Genomic DNA, 19,251 nt, shown 5'->3' on the forward strand with positions numbered 1-19,251 from the left:
GATCGATTATGCCTGAGCAACCCCCTAAGGGTAGGATATGCTCAAAAAATTAACAATCTTTGTGCGGTTTTTTTGTGCAGACATTCTGTGACCGCTGCGCCTGTTCCGGAAAACAGCAAGATAGGTAATTATTATAATGCGGAGTAGATCTCGTTTTTATGAACGCCGTTACATAGAATACGCAACGAAATATAGCCTGCCTCATATTTGGAGCACATATGTCCCACGTTTTACAATTCCTGTTAGCGCTGGTGGTCGTGACCGTGCTCGCCCTGTTGGTGAGCCACGATCGGAAGAGCATCCGCGTGCGTTACATTATTCAGCTGTTGGTGATTGAAATCTTACTGGCCTGGTTCTTCCTTAACTCGGAAGCGGGTCTTGGCTTTGTGAAAGGCTTTGCCGGGTTGTTTGACCATCTGCTCAAATATGCTGCGCAGGGAACTAACTTTGTGTTTGGCAACATGAGCGATAAAGGCCTCGCATTCTTCTTCCTGAATGTACTCTGCCCTATCGTCTTTATCTCTGCGCTGATCGGCATTCTGCAGCATTTCCGCATCCTGCCCATTGTTATTCGGGCGATCGGTACCGTGCTGTCGAAAGTTAACGGTATGGGCAAGCTGGAGTCGTTTAACGCGGTCAGTTCGCTGATTCTGGGACAGTCAGAAAACTTTATCGCCTATAAAGATATCCTCGGCAAAATGTCGCAGCGTCGTATGTACACCATGGCGGCCACGGCGATGTCGACCGTCTCCATGTCCATCGTTGGCGCCTACATGACCATGCTGCAGCCAAAATATGTCGTGGCCGCGCTGGTGCTGAACATGTTCAGTACCTTTATCGTGCTGTCGCTGATTAACCCTTACCGCATTGAGAATGAAGAAGACCTGCAGCTGAACGATTTGCATAAAGGTCAGAGCTTCTTTGAGATGCTGGGCGAATATATTCTGGCAGGCTTTAAGGTGGCGATCATCGTTGCCGCCATGTTGATCGGCTTTATCGCGCTGATTTCAGCGGTTAACGCGCTGTTTGATACCATTTTTGGTATCAGCTTCCAGGGCGTGCTGGGCTACGTTTTCTACCCGTTTGCCTGGGTAATGGGCGTACCGGCTAACGAAGCGTTGCAGGTTGGCAGTATTATGGCAACCAAACTGGTGTCGAATGAGTTTGTGGCGATGATGGATCTGCAGAAAATTGCCGGTCAGCTGTCGCCGCGCGGTGAAGGCATCCTGTCGGTGTTCCTGGTCTCTTTTGCTAACTTCTCTTCCATCGGTATTGTTGCCGGTGCGATTAAAGGCCTGCATGAAGAACAGGGCAACGTGGTGTCACGCTTTGGCCTGAAGCTGCTCTACGGCTCAACGCTGGTGAGCGTGCTCTCTGCGGCCATTGCTGGCCTGGTGCTGGCGTTCTGATTATCACGGGCGAGCTGGTCTCGCCCATTATTCCTCTGCCCTGCTCTCTTCTGCATTTCCTCTCCATCTCGACTTTCCTCCAGCCAGCACACTGACGCCGCCTCAGCCGTTCTGCGCGCAATAACCGGCAAAACACCATAGCGTAAAGCCGCCGACGCAGGTTAAGCCGCGTAGCGAGAAACAGTGAACATTTTGGATATCACAAAAGAAAGGTAATCAGAGATGATTGGTGGAGATAAGCGGGATCGAACCGCTGACCTCTTGCATGCCATGCAAGCGCTCTCCCAGCTGAGCTATACCCCCACATCTGGAACCCTTTTTTCAAGCCAAACTTTTGGGAAGAAGTTTGGTGGAGCTAAGCGGGATCGAACCGCTGACCTCCTGCATGCCATGCAGGCGCTCTCCCAGCTGAGCTATAGCCCCGTTTGAAAAACGGTGTCGTATCGACGGACGGCATAATATGAAACGGGCCCCGGAGTGTCAACGCCAAATTCTGTTTCTGCGTTTGATCGCTGAAAAAGGCGGCAATCTGTTGCATAGCGATGGTAAACCCGCAGCATCTGGACAGAATTTTCTGCTGAGGCGCCGGGCGAAATAGTGAGAGTGTGTGGATAATTTTATCCAGCGGCCTGTTTCCTTTTTTATCCGTCCCGCTGACGCCCTTTTTATGTTAATTACGGGTTAATAGCGTTATAAGAATTCTCTTGTTTTTGTTAACCTCGCGTGTAAAACTTCGCACGCTAACTATTAGCCCAAGCCGCACCAGCGCTGGGCACGCGGGCATTTTGTTCGCGATTTATTTCCTTAAACAACTCCAGAGATATTATGTCCTTGCATACACCAAAAGAGATCGCTGCCCTGGCTATTCAGGCCGGCGTGGCGAAAAGCCGTCTGCCGATTTCCACCCTGCTGATTTTAGGCTTTTTAGCGGGCGCTTTTATTGCTACCGGCTTCCTGCTCGACCTGCACGTCATCAATCAGTTACCGGCTGACTGGGGCTCGTTTGGCGGTTTCCTTGGCGCTGCGGTATTCCCGGTGGGCCTGATCCTGACCGTGCTGGCCGGCGGCGAATTGCTGACCGGTAATATGATGACCATGCCGGTGGCCTGGTTCGCTCGTCAGATCAGCGCGTTCAGCCTGCTGCGCAACTGGTTTTGGGTAACCCTTGCCAACTTCCTCGGCAGTATTGCGATCGCCTGGTTCTTTGGTCATATGTTGGGCATGACCGAAGGGGATTACCTGAAGAAAACCGTGGCCATCGCCAACGCCAAAATTCACGCTGATTTCCTGCACGCCTTTATCTCCGGCATCGGCTGTAACTGGCTGGTCTGTCTGGCGGTCTGGCTGGCTTTCGCCAGCAAAGATGTGGTTGGCAAAATTTTTGGCATGTGGTTCCCGGTCATGGCCTTTGTTGCTATCGGTTTCCAGCACGTGGTAGCCAACATGTTTATCATTCCGGCGGCTATTTTTGCCGGTCAGCTTACCTGGGCTGATTACGTACCGAACTTTATTGCCGTGTTCCTCGGCAATGGCGTTGGCGGTGCGGTATTTGTCGGTCTCGCCTACTTCCTCGCCTATCGTCCGGCGGTGGAAAGCGCCTCAGCTACCCGATAATTGTTAAGTTTGCCTTCTGCATTAGTTGCGGAGGGCAATTAACTGTTCCTGTTACTTTCACCTGTGACAAATTATTGTAATATGGTCTCCTAACAGACCGTGGCAGGGAAAGCAGCATGAAAAAGGATTGGTTAACCCCGGAAGAACTTGCGAAAGCAACAGGTTACAGCCGCCAGACCATCAATAAGTGGATCAAGCGCGAAAACTGGACCACCGCACCCAAGCCTGGCGTACAAGGCGGTAAGGCGCGCGTCATATTGATTAACGATCAAGTTAAATCCTTTCTGCGATCGACTCGCCACGCGGCGGAAACGCCCGGCTCTTATCAGATTACTCAGCACAGCCTGCCAACCCTGTTATTAAATTCGATTCAGCAGATGAGCAATGATGAACAGGCGCAGCTTACGGCGCTGTTGTTACGCGAAGGGGTAAAAGGTGTGTTGGTGCGGCTGGGGATTAGCGATAGCGAATAATGCGCCCCGGAAGCGACGATGCATTCCGGAGCGCGCGAGCCTTATGCCTGTGCTTCACGCTCGGCGATAAACGCCAGCGCTTTCTCAATACGCGCGATAGCACGCGACTGTCCAATGGCATGAACCGTCACATCCAGCCCCGGCGACTGACCGGCACCTGTTACCGCCACGCGTAACGGCATACCGACTTTACCCATGCCCACTTCCAGCTCATCGGCGGTTGCCTGAATCGCCTGATGCACATTTTCCGCCGTCCAGTCGCTGATGGCCTGCAGCTTATCGCGTACCACTTCCAGCGGCTGGCGCGCTACCGGACGCAGGTGTTTCTTCGCCGCGTCGGCATCGAACTGCTCGAACTCTTCATAGAAGTAGCGGCATGACGCAGCCATCTCTTTCAGCGTTTTACAACGCTCGCCAAGCAGCTGCACCAGCTGAGAAAGCTGAGGACCGGTGCGGGTATCAATATTTTCCTGCTCGATGTGCCATTGCAGATGCGTAGCGACATATTCCGGCGGCAGCGTGGTGATGTAATGATGGTTAAGCCATTGCAGCTTCTCGGTGTTAAAGGCGCTGGCTGATTTGCTCACCGCCGAGAGGTCAAACAGCTCGGTCATCTCGGCCACGCTGAAGATCTCCTGATCGCCATGAGCCCAGCCCAGACGCACCAGATAGTTGAGCAGCGCTTCCGGCAGATAGCCATCATCGCGATACTGCATTACGCCAACCGCGCCATGACGCTTGGAGAGTTTCTTGCCGTCATCGCCTAAAATCATCGACACGTGGGCGTAAACCGGCACCTCGGCGCCAATCGCTTTCAGAATGTTGATCTGACGTGGCGTATTGTTGATGTGATCTTCACCGCGAATCACGTGGGTAATGCCCATATCCCAGTCGTCAACCACTACGCAAAAGTTGTAGGTTGGCGCACCGTCGGTACGGCGAATGATCAGATCGTCCAGCTCCTGATTGCTGAATTCAATCGGGCCGCGGATTTGGTCATCAAAAATCACCGAGCCTTCCTGCGGGTTACGGAAGCGTACAACGCAAGGCTCATCATCGGCATGGTGCTCATGGCTGTCGCGGCAGCGCCCGTCGTAGCGTGGCTTTTCATTATTGGCCATTTGCGTTTCACGCAGCGCCTCAAGACGTTCTTTCGAGCAGTAGCATTTATAGGCCGTACCCGCTTCCAGCATCTCGTCAATGACGGCGTTGTAACGGTCAAAACGTTTGGTCTGGAAATATGGACCTTCGTCCCAGTCAAGATTCAGCCAGTTCATGCCATCCATGATGGCGTCGATAGCTGGCTGCGTGGAGCGCTCAAGATCGGTATCTTCAATACGCAGCACAAACTCACCGCCAAGATGACGGGCATAAAGCCAGGAGTAAAGCGCGGTGCGCGCGCCGCCGACATGCAGATAACCGGTCGGGCTGGGTGCGAAACGGGTTTTGATTTTCATTGAGCGTTGCCTTATTGCGCACGGTTTTTGCTTTAAGCAAAAAACAGGGACATGCTGAAAAAAAGAGTGGCGACATTCTATCATCTGTCGTTGATTCCTCAATCGTTCCCCCGAGGATAAGCGTATCGACAGGTCATATTCCGGCTTCAAAACAGCAATTTTGACTAAATCAGCAACGGCCTGGCTAATTTTAAGACGAACGAACATTTTCGTTTTAAAAACCGTTGACTCACTTTGAACTATCCCTATAATGCGACTCCACACAGCGGGGGTGATTAGCTCAGTTGGTAGAGCATCTCCTTTACACGGAGGGGGTCGGCGGTTCGAGCCCGTCATCACCCACCATCCTAAAGATGGCCTGCAGTGGATAAAAGAATGAGATTGGGTGATTAGCTCAGTTGGTAGAGCATCTCCTTTACACGGAGGGGGTCGGCGGTTCGAGCCCGTCATCACCCACCACTCTCAGACGCTTTTATCAGTAGTAACGAAATGGGTGATTAGCTCAGTTGGTAGAGCATCTCCTTTACACGGAGGGGGTCGGCGGTTCGAGCCCGTCATCACCCACCATTTCGGGTCGTTAGCTCAGTTGGTAGAGCAGTTGACTTTTAATCAATTGGTCGCAGGTTCGAATCCTGCACGACCCACCAATGTAGAAAGGCGCCCTAAAGGCGCCTTTTTGCTTTTCTGCACGTGCAGGGTTTGAACCTGCAGCAGGTTCGACAACATGGCCGGGAGCCATGTTGGCTGATGCGTCAGCATCACCCGCAGGGCGAGGCGCACGATGCGCCGAGGCATATCCTGCACGACCCACCAATGTAGAAAGGCGCCCTAAAGGCGCCTTTTTGCTTTTCTGCTCTGCCCTTCCGTTACCACCTCAATCCTGCGCTTCACTGGCCGCCTTGCTGATCGCTCAGGCATCGCTTGCCCATCGATTTAACCTGAAAACAGTTTACCTGGGTAATATTAACGCCTGTCTGATTAAAGTCATGCGCCAGCAGGCCGATAACCTTTACGCACTTTTGCATGCAAGGAGGATTCTATGTCTGGTATTACATCTGTCAGCAGCATGATCGGCAGCGACACCGGCAACGGCGGCAGCGATGTTTCATCGCAAATCAACAGCCTTAACAAGCAGATTCAGAAAATTACCCAGCAACTTAAAGATTTGTCGGGCAATGACGAGCTGAACAAACAGCAGAAAGCGGAGCAGCAGCAGCTTCTGGAAGCGCAGGTGCAACTGCTGATGGCCCAAATTCAACAGCTGCAACAGCAGCAGGAGGAAAAGCAGCAGGTCATGCAGGAGAGTTCACCGCTGGCCGAACGTCCGGCGGACGGTATCAATCGTCCAAACGACACTAACTCGCTGGATGTGTATATTTAAAAGGCGGGCGCCAGCATCCTTTGTTGCGAAAGCAGAGCAGCCTGCTGGCGCACTTCCTGCCATATCGCTTCGGCGGCGGGCGACAGCGATCGGTTTTTTCGTCGAATCAGCATCAGCTTGCGGTTAACCTCAGGTGTGATGCGTCTGACCATTAACGGCCGTCCTTCCGGCAACGGCAGCGCCAGCGCGGGCAGAATGCTGATGCCAATGCCGGCATCGACCATCGGGTAGAGCGTGACCGGATGGCCAATCTCCTGTACCACGTTGACCGCAATCTGCTGCTGCTGCAGCGCCTCATCGATCAGCACCCGACTGCCGGAGGTGTAATCCTGTAGCACCATGGTACGGCCATGCAACATTGACCAGTTCACCTGCTCTGCCGCCGCCAGCGGATCGTCTTTGCGACACAGCAGCAAAAAAGGCTCTTCCAGAATCGCCTGCTGTTCAAGATCGACCGAACGCAGCGGGCCGATCACAATCCCAAAATCGACCTCCGCATTGCGCACGCCTTGCAGAACCCACTGCTGTGGTCGATCGTGCAGCATGATTTTTATATCCGGAAAATGCAGCTGCGCCGCAGCCAGGCACTGCGGCATCAGGTGTGCCGAGATGGTTTGGCTGGCGGCTACCCGCACGGTGCCACTGCGTTGTTGACCGTAGCTGCGCACTTCCAGCAGCGTGGTGGTTAACTCTTCCAGTAAGCGATCCAGACGGCTGGCGAGCTGCTGGCCTGCATCGGTCAAAATCACTTCGCGAGTAGTGCGATCGAGCAAACGAACGCCCATTTCCGCCTCGAGCTCCTTAATGCTGTGACTCACCGCCGACTGGCTAAGACCAATTTGCTGCCCCGCCTGGCTAAAACTTCCCTGCTGCGCCACCATTACAAAGACACGCAGTTGCCGTAAGGTATAATTCATCTGTTTTATTCATATATGGATTCAATAAATCAATTTTATTTCTAAACCTGCGCGACGCACAATAGCACCCAACATTTCTTTACAAGGCGTTAACAATGCGAATCTTTCGACTCGATCCCATGATGATCAAACTGATCATCACGGTTTTGCTGGCAACTTTTCTGCCGGCGAAAGGCGGTTTTGTGCCGTTTTTTGAATGGCTGACCACCGCGGCCATCGCCCTGCTCTTTTTCATGCACGGTGCAAAGTTGTCACGAGAGAAGATTATCGCTGGCAGCAGCCACTGGCGTTTACACCTGTGGATTCTGTTCAGCACCTTTGTGCTGTTTCCCATTCTTGGCCTGCTGCTGGTTTGGTGGCATCCGGTTAATGTCAGCGCAGAAATCTACACCGGCTTTCTCTACCTGTGCATTCTGCCTGCTACCGTGCAGTCCGCTATCGCCTTTACCTCGATGGCAGGCGGTAACGTCGCGGCGGCGGTGTGCAGCGCCTCGGCGTCGAGCCTGTTAGGCGTCTTTATTTCTCCGCTGCTGGTTAATCTGGTGATGAATATTCACAGCGCTGCCGGTAACAGCGGGCTGGAACAGATCGGCAAAATTATGCTGCAGCTGCTAGTGCCGTTTGTGCTCGGCCATCTGGCGCGGCGCTGGATCGGCGGCTGGGTGGAACGCCACAAGAGCCTGATTGGCAAAACCGATCAAACCTCTATTTTGCTGGTGGTGTACACCGCGTTTAGTGCTGCGGTAGTGAACGGTATCTGGACGCGGGTTGGCGTCGATACGCTGTTGTGGATCGTTGCTGGCAGCCTGCTGCTGCTGTTTGTAGTGCTGCTGGTTAACCTGGCAGCGGCGCGCCTGTTTGGCTTTAGTCGCCCGGATGAGATTACTATTCTGTTTTGCGGCTCGAAGAAGAGCCTGGCGAACGGTGTACCGATGGCCAATATTCTGTTTCCCGTCGCGGCAGTCGGTATCATCGTGTTGCCGCTGATGATTTTTCATCAGGTTCAGCTGATGGTCTGCTCGTTCATCGCACAGCGCTACAAAAAGAAAAATGAGGCCGCTGCTGCAGCGGCTATCAGTAAGCCGGTGAAATCGACCAAAGCCGCCGGTTAAGCGTAGTGAAATAACAAAAAGGCCCGCTTGCGGGCCTTTTTTAATGGGTTGATGCCATGCTAATTCTGCTATCACTACATCGGCACCCCTTTGTCAGGAATCGTGCAGAACACCTCTTCATGCAGTTATTCAGCAGCCTTATACTGGCAGCAAAAAAGAGAGCTAACGACATAAACTGATGCATAACCGCTGGTGATACAACCGACCGCAGCGCGGCCAGCCTGAATCAGGTCCCTTTTTTCAGGGGCTTCACCAGCCCCTCCAGCCCTTCAATTTTGATCGCCAGCGTCATTTCCATCAGTTCACCCAGATGCCCTGATGGAAATTCGGCTTTGCGCGCAAACCACAACAGGTAAGGTTCGGGCAGATCGATCAGCGTCAATCCTTTGTACTTACCAAACGGCATGGTGGTGTTGGCAATTTCTACCAGAAAGGCTTTATCCATTCTGCTCACCCAGCAGGCGAATCATTTCCGCCTCATCAATGATCTCAATACCGAGCTCTTCCGCTTTGGCGCGTTTAGAGCCAGCGGCTTCACCGGCGATCACCAGATCGGTTTTCTTCGATACGCTGCCGCTGACTTTAGCGCCCAGCGCCGCCAGGCGTGCTTTGGCATCATCACGTGACATGATGGTAAGCGAACCGGTGAGCACCACCGTTTTGCCTGCAAATGGCGAATCGATCTCTTCAGCTTTGACCACAACCACTTCCGGCCAGTGAATACCGATGTCGTTGACCAGCTGATGAATAATCTCGCGGTTGCTCTCTTCATCCATGAAATTACGCAGGTGGCTGGCGACGATTTTGCCGACATCCGGTACGGCAATCAGCTCATCCAGCGTTGCCGCCATCAGCTTCTCCAGCGTGCCAAAATGCGCGGCCAGATTCACCGCTGTCGCCTCACCCACCTCACGAATACCCAACGCATAGAGGAAGCGCGGCAAGGTGGTTGCCTTGGCCGCGTTTAGCGCGTTGACCACATTTTGCGCCGACTTTGGCCCCATGCGATCCAGTCCGGTGAGCACGCCAGCGCTGAGGCGAAACAGGTCGGCAGGCGTTTTGACGTACTCTTTTTCCACCAGCTGGTCGATAATTTTATCGCCCATGCCATCGACATCCATAGCGCGCCGTGACACGAAGTGTTTCAGCGCCTCTTTGCGCTGTGCGCCGCAAATCAGGCCGCCGGTGCAGCGCGTGACCGCTTCGCCCTCGACCCGCTCGACATCTGAACCGCAGACCGGACAGTGGCTGGGAAACACGATTTCACGTGTCTCTTCCGGCCGCTCGCTTTCTACCACGTTGACCACCTGTGGAATGACATCGCCTGCGCGACGAATCACCACGCGATCGCCGATGCGCAGACCGAGGCGGGCAATCTCATCGGCGTTATGCAGCGTTGCGTTGCTTACCAGCACGCCCGCCACCTGCACCGGCTCCAGACGGGCAACTGGCGTGATCGCCCCGGTGCGGCCCACCTGGAATTCCACCTCACGCACCACCGTCAGTTGCTCCTGCGCCGGAAACTTAAAGGCGATGGCCCAGCGCGGCGCACGCGCAACAAAACCGAGCTGCTCCTGCAAATCCTGTGAATCGACTTTGATCACCACGCCGTCGATGTCGAAACCCAGCGCCGGGCGATCCTGCTCAACCTGATGATAAAAGGCGAGGACCTCTTCAGCACTGTGACAGAGACGAATGCGATCGCTTACCGGTAAGCCCCAGGCTTTTAGCTGCTGCAGGCGCTGCCAGTGACTGCGCGGCAGTTCGCCGCCTTCCAGCAGGCCAAAGCCGTAACAAAAAAAGGTCAGCGGGCGCTTAGCGGTGATGCGTGGATCGAGCTGACGCAGCGAACCGGCCGCGGCGTTACGTGGATTAGCAAAGATTTTGCCGCCGTTGCGGCGCGCATCATCATTGAGCTTCTCGAAGCCTTTTTGCTTCATAAACACTTCACCGCGCACTTCAAGCCGCGCCGGAATGTTGTCGCCTTTCAAACGCAGAGGGATCGCGCCGATGGTGCGCACGTTGGCGGTAATGTTTTCACCGGTAGTGCCGTCACCGCGCGTGGCGGCGCGGATCAGCAGGCCATCTTCATACAGCAGGCTGACTGCCAGACCGTCCAGCTTCAGTTCGCAGCAAAAGGTAATCTCATCGCTGCTTTTCAGCCGATCCTGCACGCGCTTATTGAACGCGAGATAGGTCGCCTCGTCAAAAGCGTTATCCAGCGACAGCATCGGCACTTCGTGGCGAACCTGCTCAAATGCGCTCAGCGGCGCGGCGCCCACGCGCTGGGTTGGCGAGTCCGGCGTAATCAAATCGGGATGCTGCGCTTCAAGTTCACGAAGTTCGCGCATCAGACGATCATATTCAGCATCCGGCACTTCCGGCGCATCCATCACATGATAGAGATATTCATGATGCCGAAGCGTGGTTCTTAACTCGGTTATTGTGTCCTGTACGGATTTCATAGCGCACCATCAAAGTGAAAAACCCCCGATTAACGGGGGTTTGCGGGTCTAACGAAGAAGAGATAAAGCTTAGCTGTTCGCGTCAATCACATCACGAATACGGGCTTTGTAAGTCTCAAGCTTTTGCGGCGTCATCATGCGGCGTTCATCATCCAGCACCACGCCGCCCACATCATCGGCAATGCGTTGTGCGGATTGCAGCATCAGCTTGAAGTTCTGATGCGCATCGCCGTAGGACGGCACCATCATAAACATGGAGATGCCTGGCGTGGAAAAGTCAGACATTTCGTCAGGATTAAAGGAGCCTGGTTTTACCATGTTCGCAAGGCTGAACAGTACCGGGCCGCTGCCCGCCGGGCTGAGGTGACGATGGAATATATTCATTTCGCCAAACTGGAAGCCCGCCTGCAACACACCCTGCAGTAGCGCTTCGCCGTTCAATACGCCGTTAGCGTGGGCGGCAACGTGCAGCACCAGCACGGTCTCTTTCACTTTTTCAGCAGGCTTAGCAACTGGTGCTGACTGAACCGGCTGTGGCGCAGGCTCAGGTTCCGGCTGGTGTTCAGGCTCCATCTGCAGCAGCGGTTCCTGCTCGATCTGCTCCAGCAGCGGATCAAGAAGCTGATCGGCCTGAGCAAGCTGTGGCGGCATCTGTGTCGGTACAACCGACTGCGGACGCGGCGCCGGTGCGGCTTTTGGTTGCGGATGCGCGACGGGATCGGTCTCAAACAGCGGATCGCGTGCCGCATTCTCTTCCCGGCGCGGTGCCGACCGGGCAGGTTCAGGTTGTTTACGCGGCGCGGGTTGCACGTTGTCGGTATCGTCCAGCGTGTTAAAAGGCGGTTCTTCGTGCTCGGTATGAGAACGACGCACGCGCACTTCGCCCAGCGCATCATCCTCGACGTCGTCACTATCATCTTCGTTTTGCTGTTTTAAACGCTTGTGCGGGCGATCGCGAAAAACGGATGAGCGCTCTTTACGGCTGGTCCACAAACCGTGAAGAAGAAGCGCTATTATGGCGATCGCGCCAACAACGATTAATATCAGACGCAAATCCTGCATCATTGTATTCTCTGTTGTTCCAATACCTTGCCACCGCGGCAAACTTTATCCTCTAACTGTATTTGCCCTGCTACACAAGTGCAAGTCTGTGCACTATTTTCTAACAAATAAGATAGCCTGGACACGGTTTTTCGCTGTTTTTTCAGCCAATTCGCCGCTGGCCTGCAATAAAAGCTGCGTTATGATGGCGCTGTCTGATGGACAAAGGAGAAAATGCCCATGGCAAATGAGAATCGCGTCGCTGCTTATAACGGCGTGCACTACTTTTCGGCGGGCTGGAAACTGATCCGTCTCCCCGGTATTCGACGTTTCGTTATCATCCCACTGTTGATCAATATTTTGCTATTGGGCGGTGCTTTTGTCTGGCTTTTTCACGAACTGGGAAACTGGATCCCGACAATGATGTCGTGGGTGCCCGGCTGGTTACAGTGGTTGAGCTACATTCTTTGGCCGCTGACGGTAATTTCGATCATTTTGGTGTTCAGCTATTTCTTCTCGACGCTGGCCAACTGGGTTGCTGCACCGTTCTGCGGCATTCTGGCCGAGCAGCTCGAAGGGCGTCTCACCGGTCAGCCATTGCCGGACAGCGGTTGGGCGGCGCTGGTAAAAGACTTCCCGCGCATCATGAAGCGTGAATGGCAGAAGCTGGCCTATTATCTGCCGCGAGCGATTGGCCTGCTGCTGCTCTATTTCATTCCGGGCTTTGGGCAAACCGTCGCGCCGGTGCTGTGGTTTCTGTTCAGCGCCTGGATGCTGGCGATTCAGTATTGCGATTATCCCTTCGACAATCACAAGGTCAGCTTTCAGCGGATGCGCCAGGCGCTGCGTCAGCACCGCTCCGCCAATTTGCAGTTTGGTGCGCTGGTGAGCCTGTTTACGATGATTCCGCTGCTGAATCTGATGATTATGCCGGTGGCGGTATGCGGCGCCACTGCCATGTGGGTTGATCGTTATCGCGCGCAGTCAGGCAGTGGACACCCGCATTAATCTGAGAATCGAGGCGGCTCATGCCGCCTTATGCTTTTATCGCAGGGCTTATTTCAGCTAATAATATACATATACGATTTCCTTCCTTCCTTGCTCAATCGTAAGGGGTATTCTTCTGGGGTTTATAATATTTCACACAGTAAAGGACGGGCTATGAGTAAGATCTATGAAGACAACTCTTTGACCATCGGGCATACGCCGCTGGTTCGGCTGAACCGCATGGGCAATGGCCGCATTCTGGCAAAGGTTGAATCCCGTAACCCAAGCTTCAGCATTAAGTGCCGTATTGGCGCCAGCATGATTTGGGATGCGGAAAAACGCGGTATCCTCAAGCCCGGCATTGAACTGGTTGAACCTACCAGCGGTAACACCGGTATTGCGCTGGCCTATGTTGCCGCCGCCCGCGGTTACAAACTGACGCTGACCATGCCAGAAACCATGTCCACAGAGCGCCGCAAGCTGCTGAAGGCGTTGGGTGCCAATCTGGTGTTGACTGAAGGCGCAAAAGGCATGAAGGGCGCGATTTCCAAAGCTGAAGAGATCGTCGCCAGCAATCCCGATAAGTTTGTGCTGCTGCAGCAGTTCAGTAACCCGGCTAACCCGGCGATTCATGAAAAAACCACCGGCCCGGAGATTTGGGAAGATACCGACGGCGAGATTGATGTGTTTATCGCGGGCGTTGGCACCGGCGGCACCATCACCGGCGTGACCCGTTATCTGAAGAACACCAAAGGCAAAACCGATCTGATCAGCGTCGCGGTTGAGCCGACCGACTCGCCAGTGATCGCCCAGGCGCTAGCAGGCGAAGAGATCAAGCCCGGCCCGCATAAGATTCAGGGCATCGGCGCTGGCTTCATTCCAGGCAACCTCGATTTAAGCCTGGTTGATCGCGTCGTCGCCATCACTAATGACGAATCTATCGCCACCGCACGGCGTTTAATGCAGGAAGAAGGTATTCTGGCCGGGATCTCGTCCGGCGCGGCCGTCGCAGCGGCGCTGAAGCTGCAGGAAGAAGAAGAGTTTGCCAATAAAACCATCGTGGTGATTCTGCCCTCTTCTGGCGAGCGCTATCTGAGTACTGCGCTGTTTGCCGATCTGTTCACGGAAAAAGAGCTACAGCAGTAATCAAACATTTCCTAAAGTTGTGTAAAAGGCACCCAAATGGGTGCTTTTTTGTGGAGCAGATCTCACTTTCGTAACCACACTGATTGATCTCTGCTGCGCGGCTCTGGTATTTAAGCAACCAATTATTTCGATCCGCGAAATTAATCGTAGCTTGCGCCAAATCACGCTGAATCGATTTACTGATTTGGTCACAAGGTAATTCGCGGCATAATGGTTAGGTTGAAAAGAGAGCATCGGCCAGATTTCCGCCGTCTGCCTCCAACCTCGTACCGGCGCATCTTTGCCAGGCATAATCCTGAAGCGCGCACCAATACAGGCTAAAGTCCTGCCGCCAGGCTAAACTTTAGATTCATAACACCAAACCAGATAAAGTTGGGGAAATAGCATGTTCCAGCAAGAAGTTACCATTACCGCACCAAACGGTCTGCACACTCGCCCTGCCGCTCAGTTCGTTAAAGAAGCTAAAGCCTTCCAGTCAGAGATCACCGTGACCTCTAACGGCAAATCTGCCAGTGCCAAGAGCCTGTTCAAACTGCAAACGCTGGGTCTGACTCAGGGTACCGTTGTGACGCTGTCTGCTGAAGGTGAAGATGAGCAGCAGGCGGTAGAACATCTGGTCAAACTGATGGCTGAACTTGAGTAATCTGTCGGTTAGTAAGTAGTTTCTCTCCGGCTTAAGAAGTGCCACTTAATTGATCGCGGACATTACGTCCGCGTTATTGCATCCGTAAAGTACGCTTTCGCATGACACTGGCGCACTTAAGTCATGAGCCATCGAGATAAAAAGGTAGGGTTATGATTTCAGGCATTTTAGCATCACCGGGTATCGCTTTTGGCAAAGCACTTCTGCTGAAAGAAGATGAAATCGTCATCAACCGGAAAAAGATCGCTGCAGAGCAGGTGGATCAGGAAGTGCAGCGTTTCCTCGACGGACGCAGCAAGGCCGCCACGCAGCTCGAAGCCATCAGAATTAAAGCCGGTGAAACGCTTGGTGAAGAGAAAGCAGCGATCTTCGAAGGTCACATCATGCTGCTGGAAGATGAAGAACTGGAACAGGAAATCATCTCTCTGATCAAAGACGACCATGCCTCTGCAGACGCCGCTGCCTTTGCAGTCATCGATGGCCAGGCGAAAGCGCTGGAAGAGCTGGATGATGAATACCTGAAAGAACGTGCGGCTGACGTACGTGACATCGGTAAACGCCTGCTGCAAAACATTCTCGGCCTGCATATTGTTGATTTGAGCGCGATCACTGAAGAAGTGATTCTGGTGGCCAAGGATTTGACGCCGTCAGAAACCGCACAGCTCAATCTGAAAAAAGTGCTGGGCTTTATTACCGATCTGGGTGGCCGCACATCGCACACCTCGATCATGGCGCGTTCGCTGGAAATTCCTGCCATTGTCGGCACCGGCAACGTGACCGCCACCGTGAAAAACGGTGATTACCTGATCATTGATGGCGTTAACAACGCTATCCACGTCAACCCTGAAACCTCGGTTGTCGATGAGCTGAAAGGCGTTCAGGAACAGTATCATTCAGAAAAGAATGAGCTGGCAAAACTAAAAGATCTGCCTGCTATTACGCTGGATGGGCATCAGGTTGAAGTCTGCGCCAACATTGGTACCGTGCGCGACGTCGCTGGTGCCGAGCGCAACGGCGCGGAAGGCGTTGGCTTGTACCGCACTGAATTCCTGTTCATGGACCGTGACTCGCTGCCAAGCGAAGAAGAGCAGTTCCAGGCGTATAAAGCCGTGGCTGAAGCGGTAGGCGCGCAGGCGGTTATCGTTCGCACCATGGACATCGGCGGTGATAAAGATCTGCCGTACATGAATCTGCCAAAAGAAGAGAACCCGTTCCTTGGCTGGCGTGCGATTCGTATTGCCATGGATCGCAAAGAAATTCTGCATGCTCAGCTGCGCGCTATCCTGCGTGCGTCGTCATTCGGCAAGCTGCGCATCATGTTCCCGATGATCATTTCCGTGGAAGAAGTGCGTTTCCTGAAGGCGGAACTGGAGATGCTGAAAGCGCAGCTGCGTGAAGAAGGCAAATCCTTTGATGAGAGCATCGAAGTCGGCATCATGGTCGAAACCCCGGCATCTGCGGTCATCGCGCGTCACCTGGCGAAAGAAGTCGACTTCTTTAGTATTGGGACAAACGACCTGACGCAGTATACTCTGGCGGTCGATCGTGGTAACGATTTGATTTCACATCTCTACAACCCAATGACGCCGTCTGTACTGGGCCTGATCAAGCAAGTCATTGATGCTTCACACGCCGAGGGCAAATGGACCGGCATGTGTGGTGAGCTGGCTGGTGATGAACGTGCTACACTACTTTTATTGGGAATGGGGCTGGACGAATTCAGCATGAGTGCCATTTCTATTCCACGCATCAAGAAAATCATTCGTAACACGAATTTCGAAGATGTGAAGGCATTGGCAGAGCAGGCTCTGACTCAGCCCACCGCGGATGAGTTAATGAACCTGGTCAACAAGTTCATTAAAGAAAAAACACTCTGCTGATCCGCAAGACGCTGGCCCAAAATTACTGCTTAGGAGAAGATCATGGGTTTGTTTTCTAAACTTTTTGGCGACAAAACAGATCACGCATCAGGAACGATTGATATTGTTGCGCCGCTGTCAGGCGAAATAGTAAACATCGAAGATGTACCAGATGTCGTGTTTGCGGAAAAAATTGTTGGCGATGGCATCGCAATCAAGCCAGCGGGCAACAAGATGGTGGCACCGGTTGACGGGACCATCGGCAAAATTTTCGAAACTAACCATGCGTTTTCGATCGAATCAGATACCGGTATCGAGCTGTTTGTACACTTCGGCATTGATACCGTTGAACTGAAAGGCGAAGGTTTTAAACGTATTGCGGAAGAAGGCCAGAAGGTCAAAAAAGGTGATCTGATCATCGAGTTTGATCTGGCGCTGCTGGAAGAGAAAGCGAAGTCTACGCTTACGCCAGTTGTGATTTCCAATATGGATGAAATCAAAGAGCTGACCAAACTTACCGGTCAGGTCGTCGTCGGCGAAACGCCTGTGATTCGTATTAAAAAGTAATCTCTGCAGCTCTGAGAAAACGGCACCCTTTGGGGTGCCGTTTTTGTTGGTGCGCGAAGCGCGTTATTCAGTTCAGCTGCCAGTGCGGCAGCCGCAAGGTCAGGGTCAGGCCGCCCTGCTCGCCGTTAACCGCCTGCACTTCGCCATGATGCGCCAGCATCACCTTACGCACAATCGCCAGCCCCAGGCCGTAGCCTTTGCCCATCAGCGGCGAATTGACCCGAACAAAGGGGTCAAAGATGCTCGACAGCTTCTCTTCATCCACGCCGGGCCCCTGATCGCTGATGCGTATCGATAACCACTGTGCCTCACGCCACAGCGTCACCTGCACGCGTTGCCCGGCATGTGAAAAGCGCAGCGCGTTACGCAGCACGTTTTCCAGCCCACGCCGGATCAGCTCGGCGTTGCCGCGCACGGTATAATCCTGCTGACGATCGATATCCAGCCCAATTTCCACGCCCGGAATTTGCGCCTCGTAGCGCACGTCAGTGACCACCGCCTCGATCAGGCCGGTGAGATCGAAATATTGCTCATCGGGCATCGCGTCGTGCTCGGCGCGAGAGAGCGTCAGCAGTTCACCGATCATCTTATCCAGGCGCTGCGCTTCCGCATCGATTCGATCCAGTGACGCGCTGACGTTTTCGGGCATCTGCCGGGCCAGGCCGGTAGCCAGCTGCAACCGCGCCAGCGGCGAGCGTAACTCATGTGAAATATCATGCAGCAGCTCTTCCCGCGCCCGCACCAGCACCGACAGCCGCTCCACCATTTCATCAAAGTTTTTTGCCACCTCGGAAAGCTCATCATGACGACGACGCATGCCGGGAAACAGCCTTACGGAGAGATCGCCGCTGGAGACCCTGGCGAAGCCCAGGCTCAGCTGGCGCATTGGCCGCGTCAGGTTCCACGCCAGCAGCAGACTAAACAGCAGCCCGGCCGCGCCAGCCAGAATAACCATCGGCTCGGGAATGTTGAGGAACTTACGCTGTGAGCCGAGGCGGCTGTCTGCGCGCAACGCCTTAACGTCATAACGCAACGCATACCAGCGTTCGTCCGCACCTTTTACCTGCCGCACCATGACATCAGCAAATGGCCCATCAGCGGCTGGCTGTGCCGCCACTTTATCAGGTGCGTCCTGCGGGGTGACGGTAAAGAATTGGCGATCGGCTGACGGCCAGCCAGCCATCATCTCAGCCAGTGCCGTTGGGCCACCGCTGGCCAGCACCGAGGCCGCTGAGGCGATTTGCAGTTCTGCGATGCGACGTACCGCACGCATTTCGGGCGGCTCGTGGCGCTCACCGGAGATCACAAAGCCCAGCCACAGCAGCTGGCTGATCACGATAAACACCAGCCAGAATCCGATCAGGATTTTCCAGAACATCCTGCCGCGATAATGACGAATCATCGAATACGGTAGCCGATGCTGCGCACGGTTTCGATGGTCACATGGTCAGCGGTTAACGCAGAGAGTTTTTGCCGGATGTTGCTGATATGCACGTCGACGCTGCGATCGTAAGCTTCACGCGGGCGGCCAAGGCCTTTTTCTGACAGCTCATCTTTGGACACCACGCGATCAGGCGCACGCAGCAGCAGATCGAGCAGGTTAAATTCTGAGGCGGTTAAATCAAAGGGTTTTTGCTGCCATTCGGTCATGCGCGTGGCGGGGTTCAGCGTCAGCTCGCCCCAGCGAATCACCTCTTTGCGATCGGGCACCGGCGCCTGCTCTTCAATGCGTCGCAGTACGGCACGCAGACGCGCCACCAGCTCACGCGGATAGCAGGGCTTCGGCATGTAATCATCCGCGCCCATTTCCAGGCCAATCACGCGGTCAATATTGTCGCCTTTTGCCGTTAGCATAATCACCGGCAGTCGGCTTTTTTGCCGCACCTGACGCAGCACGTCGATGCCGCTCATATCAGGCAGCATAATATCCAGGATCATGGCGGTGTAATGGCCGGATAACGCGCCAGCCACGCCAGCGCTGCCGGTCAGTACCAGCGTCGCGTCAAAACCTTCGCCGATCAGGTATTCGCTGAGCAGAGTGCCCAGTTCCAGATCGTCATCAACCAACAGAATTTTCATTGTTACGCTCTCACAACAGACTGGCGCTATTTTGACCTGACTGTAAGAAATCCGCAGCCGCTTTTACGTTATTATTACAGTTGCAGGATTCAGCGGAGCAC

Annotated in this window: 17 protein-coding genes, 6 tRNA genes and 1 other RNA gene; 15 read left to right on the forward strand and 9 right to left on the reverse strand. The window is 54.0% G+C overall.

Features of this window, described 5'->3' with window-relative positions; translation table 11 throughout:
- Positions 1 to 218 precede the first annotated feature (218 nt).
- Positions 219 to 1,409, forward strand: coding sequence for a NupC/NupG family nucleoside CNT transporter (locus EM595_RS12760; protein WP_067432672.1), 1,191 nt, complete (start codon positions 219 to 221; stop codon positions 1,407 to 1,409).
- 227 nt (positions 1,410 to 1,636) lie between these two features.
- Here the strand turns inward: EM595_RS12760 and EM595_RS12765 are convergent.
- Together EM595_RS12765 and EM595_RS12770 are read right to left on the reverse strand one after the other, a co-directional pair.
- Positions 1,637 to 1,712: transfer RNA gene (locus EM595_RS12765), tRNA-Ala, on the reverse strand.
- A gap of 44 nt (positions 1,713 to 1,756) precedes the next feature.
- Positions 1,757 to 1,832, reverse strand: a tRNA-Ala gene (locus EM595_RS12770).
- A 402-nt stretch (positions 1,833 to 2,234) separates the two neighbouring features.
- Between EM595_RS12770 and EM595_RS12775 the strand changes: the two genes are divergently transcribed.
- Positions 2,235 to 3,023: a formate/nitrite transporter family protein gene (locus EM595_RS12775; protein WP_067432676.1), complete on the forward strand. Its 789-nt coding sequence runs from the start codon at positions 2,235 to 2,237 to the stop codon at positions 3,021 to 3,023.
- A gap of 116 nt (positions 3,024 to 3,139) precedes the next feature.
- Positions 3,140 to 3,496, forward strand: a complete 357-nt coding sequence (locus tag EM595_RS12780; protein ID WP_067432679.1) for a YfeC-like transcriptional regulator — start codon at positions 3,140 to 3,142, stop codon at positions 3,494 to 3,496.
- A gap of 41 nt (positions 3,497 to 3,537) precedes the next feature.
- Here the strand turns inward: EM595_RS12780 and gltX are convergent, their stop codons facing one another.
- Positions 3,538 to 4,953 carry a glutamate--tRNA ligase gene (gene gltX, locus EM595_RS12785; protein ID WP_067432682.1) on the reverse strand — a complete coding sequence of 472 codons (1,416 nt, stop codon included), beginning with the start codon at positions 4,951 to 4,953 and terminating at the stop codon, positions 3,538 to 3,540.
- A 269-nt stretch (positions 4,954 to 5,222) separates the two neighbouring features.
- Here gltX and EM595_RS12790 point away from each other — a divergent pair.
- The 6 genes from EM595_RS12790 (at position 5,223) to EM595_RS12815 (ending at position 6,334) form a co-directional block, all read left to right on the forward strand.
- Positions 5,223 to 5,298, forward strand: a tRNA-Val gene (locus EM595_RS12790).
- 38 nt (positions 5,299 to 5,336) lie between these two features.
- A tRNA-Val gene (locus EM595_RS12795) sits at positions 5,337 to 5,412 on the forward strand.
- Between the two features lie 32 nt (positions 5,413 to 5,444).
- Positions 5,445 to 5,520, forward strand: a tRNA-Val gene (locus EM595_RS12800).
- A 4-nt stretch (positions 5,521 to 5,524) separates the two neighbouring features.
- Positions 5,525 to 5,600: transfer RNA gene (locus EM595_RS12805), tRNA-Lys, on the forward strand.
- A 29-nt stretch (positions 5,601 to 5,629) separates the two neighbouring features.
- A non-coding RNA gene (locus EM595_RS12810) (RtT sRNA) lies at positions 5,630 to 5,766 on the forward strand.
- Between the two features lie 226 nt (positions 5,767 to 5,992).
- Positions 5,993 to 6,334, forward strand: coding sequence for a FlxA-like family protein (locus EM595_RS12815; RefSeq protein WP_067432685.1), 342 nt, complete (start codon positions 5,993 to 5,995; stop codon positions 6,332 to 6,334).
- Here the strand turns inward: EM595_RS12815 and EM595_RS12820 are convergent.
- Positions 6,331 to 7,251, reverse strand: a complete 921-nt coding sequence (locus EM595_RS12820) for a LysR family transcriptional regulator (RefSeq protein WP_067432688.1) — start codon at positions 7,249 to 7,251, stop codon at positions 6,331 to 6,333. The two genes, EM595_RS12815 and EM595_RS12820, sit on opposite strands and share 4 nt — an antisense overlap.
- A 95-nt stretch (positions 7,252 to 7,346) precedes the next feature.
- On the opposite strand from EM595_RS12820, the gene EM595_RS12825 reads away from it, so the two are divergent.
- Complete coding sequence (locus EM595_RS12825; RefSeq protein WP_067432691.1) at positions 7,347 to 8,363, forward strand: bile acid:sodium symporter family protein; 1,017 nt, start codon at positions 7,347 to 7,349, stop codon at positions 8,361 to 8,363.
- Positions 8,364 to 8,589: 226 nt separating this feature from the next.
- Here EM595_RS12825 and EM595_RS12830 read toward each other — a convergent pair whose 3' ends face one another.
- The 3 genes from EM595_RS12830 to zipA all read right to left on the reverse strand — a co-directional run bounded on the left by EM595_RS12830 (position 8,590) and on the right by zipA (position 11,893).
- Positions 8,590 to 8,808 carry a DUF3820 family protein gene (locus EM595_RS12830; protein ID WP_067432694.1) on the reverse strand — a complete coding sequence of 73 codons (219 nt, stop codon included), beginning with the start codon at positions 8,806 to 8,808 and terminating at the stop codon, positions 8,590 to 8,592.
- Positions 8,801 to 10,828: an NAD-dependent DNA ligase LigA gene (gene ligA / locus EM595_RS12835; RefSeq protein WP_067432697.1), complete on the reverse strand. Its 2,028-nt coding sequence runs from the start codon at positions 10,826 to 10,828 to the stop codon at positions 8,801 to 8,803. Before ligA ends, EM595_RS12830 begins: the two co-directional genes overlap by 8 nt.
- A gap of 69 nt (positions 10,829 to 10,897) precedes the next feature.
- Positions 10,898 to 11,893, reverse strand: a complete 996-nt coding sequence (gene zipA, locus EM595_RS12840) for a cell division protein ZipA (RefSeq protein ID WP_067432700.1) — start codon at positions 11,891 to 11,893, stop codon at positions 10,898 to 10,900.
- A 216-nt stretch (positions 11,894 to 12,109) separates the two neighbouring features.
- On the opposite strand from zipA, the gene cysZ reads away from it, so the two are divergent.
- The 5 genes from cysZ (at position 12,110) to crr (ending at position 17,071) form a co-directional block, all read left to right on the forward strand.
- Complete coding sequence (cysZ, locus tag EM595_RS12845; RefSeq protein ID WP_067432703.1) at positions 12,110 to 12,877, forward strand: sulfate transporter CysZ; 768 nt, start codon at positions 12,110 to 12,112, stop codon at positions 12,875 to 12,877.
- A 153-nt stretch (positions 12,878 to 13,030) separates the two neighbouring features.
- A complete protein-coding gene (cysK, locus tag EM595_RS12850) occupies positions 13,031 to 14,002 on the forward strand; it encodes a cysteine synthase A (RefSeq protein ID WP_067432706.1) in 972 nt (323 codons plus the stop codon).
- Between the two features lie 385 nt (positions 14,003 to 14,387).
- The gene (gene ptsH, locus EM595_RS12855; protein WP_007889063.1) at positions 14,388 to 14,645 is read left to right on the forward strand and encodes a phosphocarrier protein Hpr; all 258 of its coding nucleotides are present in this window, start codon (positions 14,388 to 14,390) and stop codon (positions 14,643 to 14,645) included.
- A 152-nt stretch (positions 14,646 to 14,797) separates the two neighbouring features.
- Positions 14,798 to 16,525, forward strand: a complete 1,728-nt coding sequence (gene ptsI / locus EM595_RS12860) for a phosphoenolpyruvate-protein phosphotransferase PtsI (protein WP_067432710.1) — start codon at positions 14,798 to 14,800, stop codon at positions 16,523 to 16,525.
- Between the two features lie 42 nt (positions 16,526 to 16,567).
- Positions 16,568 to 17,071, forward strand: coding sequence for a PTS glucose transporter subunit IIA (crr, locus tag EM595_RS12865; RefSeq protein ID WP_067432713.1), 504 nt, complete (start codon positions 16,568 to 16,570; stop codon positions 17,069 to 17,071).
- 67 nt (positions 17,072 to 17,138) lie between these two features.
- On the opposite strand, the gene EM595_RS12870 is transcribed toward crr, so the two are convergent.
- Both EM595_RS12870 and EM595_RS12875 read right to left on the reverse strand, forming a co-directional pair.
- The gene (locus tag EM595_RS12870; protein ID WP_067432717.1) at positions 17,139 to 18,473 is read right to left on the reverse strand and encodes an ATP-binding protein; all 1,335 of its coding nucleotides are present in this window, start codon (positions 18,471 to 18,473) and stop codon (positions 17,139 to 17,141) included.
- Positions 18,470 to 19,150 (reverse strand): response regulator transcription factor, encoded by a 681-nt coding sequence (locus EM595_RS12875; RefSeq protein WP_067432719.1) that lies wholly within the window; start codon positions 19,148 to 19,150, stop codon positions 18,470 to 18,472. The genes EM595_RS12870 and EM595_RS12875 overlap by 4 nt, the downstream gene beginning before the upstream one ends.
- Between the last annotated feature and the right edge of the window lie 101 nt (positions 19,151 to 19,251).

It is taken from the genome of Duffyella gerundensis (assembly GCF_001517405.1).
Taxonomy (GTDB): domain Bacteria; phylum Pseudomonadota; class Gammaproteobacteria; order Enterobacterales; family Enterobacteriaceae; genus Duffyella; species Duffyella gerundensis.

Bases quoted from the DNA above. Each gene is read 5' to 3' on its own strand.
- ptsI (WP_067432710.1), top strand. From the start codon at position 14,798: ATGATTTCAGGCATTTTAGCATCACCGGGTATCGCTTTTGGCAAAGCA.
- EM595_RS12815 (WP_067432685.1), top strand. From the start codon at position 5,993: ATGTCTGGTATTACATCTGTCAGCAGCATGATCGGCAGCGACACCGGC.
- ligA (WP_067432697.1), bottom strand. From the start codon at position 10,828: ATGAAATCCGTACAGGACACAATAACCGAGTTAAGAACCACGCTTCGG.
- cysK (WP_067432706.1), top strand. From the start codon at position 13,031: ATGAGTAAGATCTATGAAGACAACTCTTTGACCATCGGGCATACGCCG.
- EM595_RS12825 (WP_067432691.1), top strand. From the start codon at position 7,347: ATGCGAATCTTTCGACTCGATCCCATGATGATCAAACTGATCATCACG.
- zipA (WP_067432700.1), bottom strand. From the start codon at position 11,893: ATGATGCAGGATTTGCGTCTGATATTAATCGTTGTTGGCGCGATCGCC.
- EM595_RS12830 (WP_067432694.1), bottom strand. From the start codon at position 8,808: ATGGATAAAGCCTTTCTGGTAGAAATTGCCAACACCACCATGCCGTTT.
- EM595_RS12775 (WP_067432676.1), top strand. From the start codon at position 2,235: ATGTCCTTGCATACACCAAAAGAGATCGCTGCCCTGGCTATTCAGGCC.
- cysZ (WP_067432703.1), top strand. From the start codon at position 12,110: ATGGCAAATGAGAATCGCGTCGCTGCTTATAACGGCGTGCACTACTTT.
- EM595_RS12870 (WP_067432717.1), bottom strand. From the start codon at position 18,473: ATGATTCGTCATTATCGCGGCAGGATGTTCTGGAAAATCCTGATCGGA.
- gltX (WP_067432682.1), bottom strand. From the start codon at position 4,953: ATGAAAATCAAAACCCGTTTCGCACCCAGCCCGACCGGTTATCTGCAT.
- EM595_RS12875 (WP_067432719.1), bottom strand. From the start codon at position 19,150: ATGAAAATTCTGTTGGTTGATGACGATCTGGAACTGGGCACTCTGCTC.
- EM595_RS12780 (WP_067432679.1), top strand. From the start codon at position 3,140: ATGAAAAAGGATTGGTTAACCCCGGAAGAACTTGCGAAAGCAACAGGT.
- ptsH (WP_007889063.1), top strand. From the start codon at position 14,388: ATGTTCCAGCAAGAAGTTACCATTACCGCACCAAACGGTCTGCACACT.
- EM595_RS12760 (WP_067432672.1), top strand. From the start codon at position 219: ATGTCCCACGTTTTACAATTCCTGTTAGCGCTGGTGGTCGTGACCGTG.
- crr (WP_067432713.1), top strand. From the start codon at position 16,568: ATGGGTTTGTTTTCTAAACTTTTTGGCGACAAAACAGATCACGCATCA.
- EM595_RS12820 (WP_067432688.1), bottom strand. From the start codon at position 7,251: ATGAATTATACCTTACGGCAACTGCGTGTCTTTGTAATGGTGGCGCAG.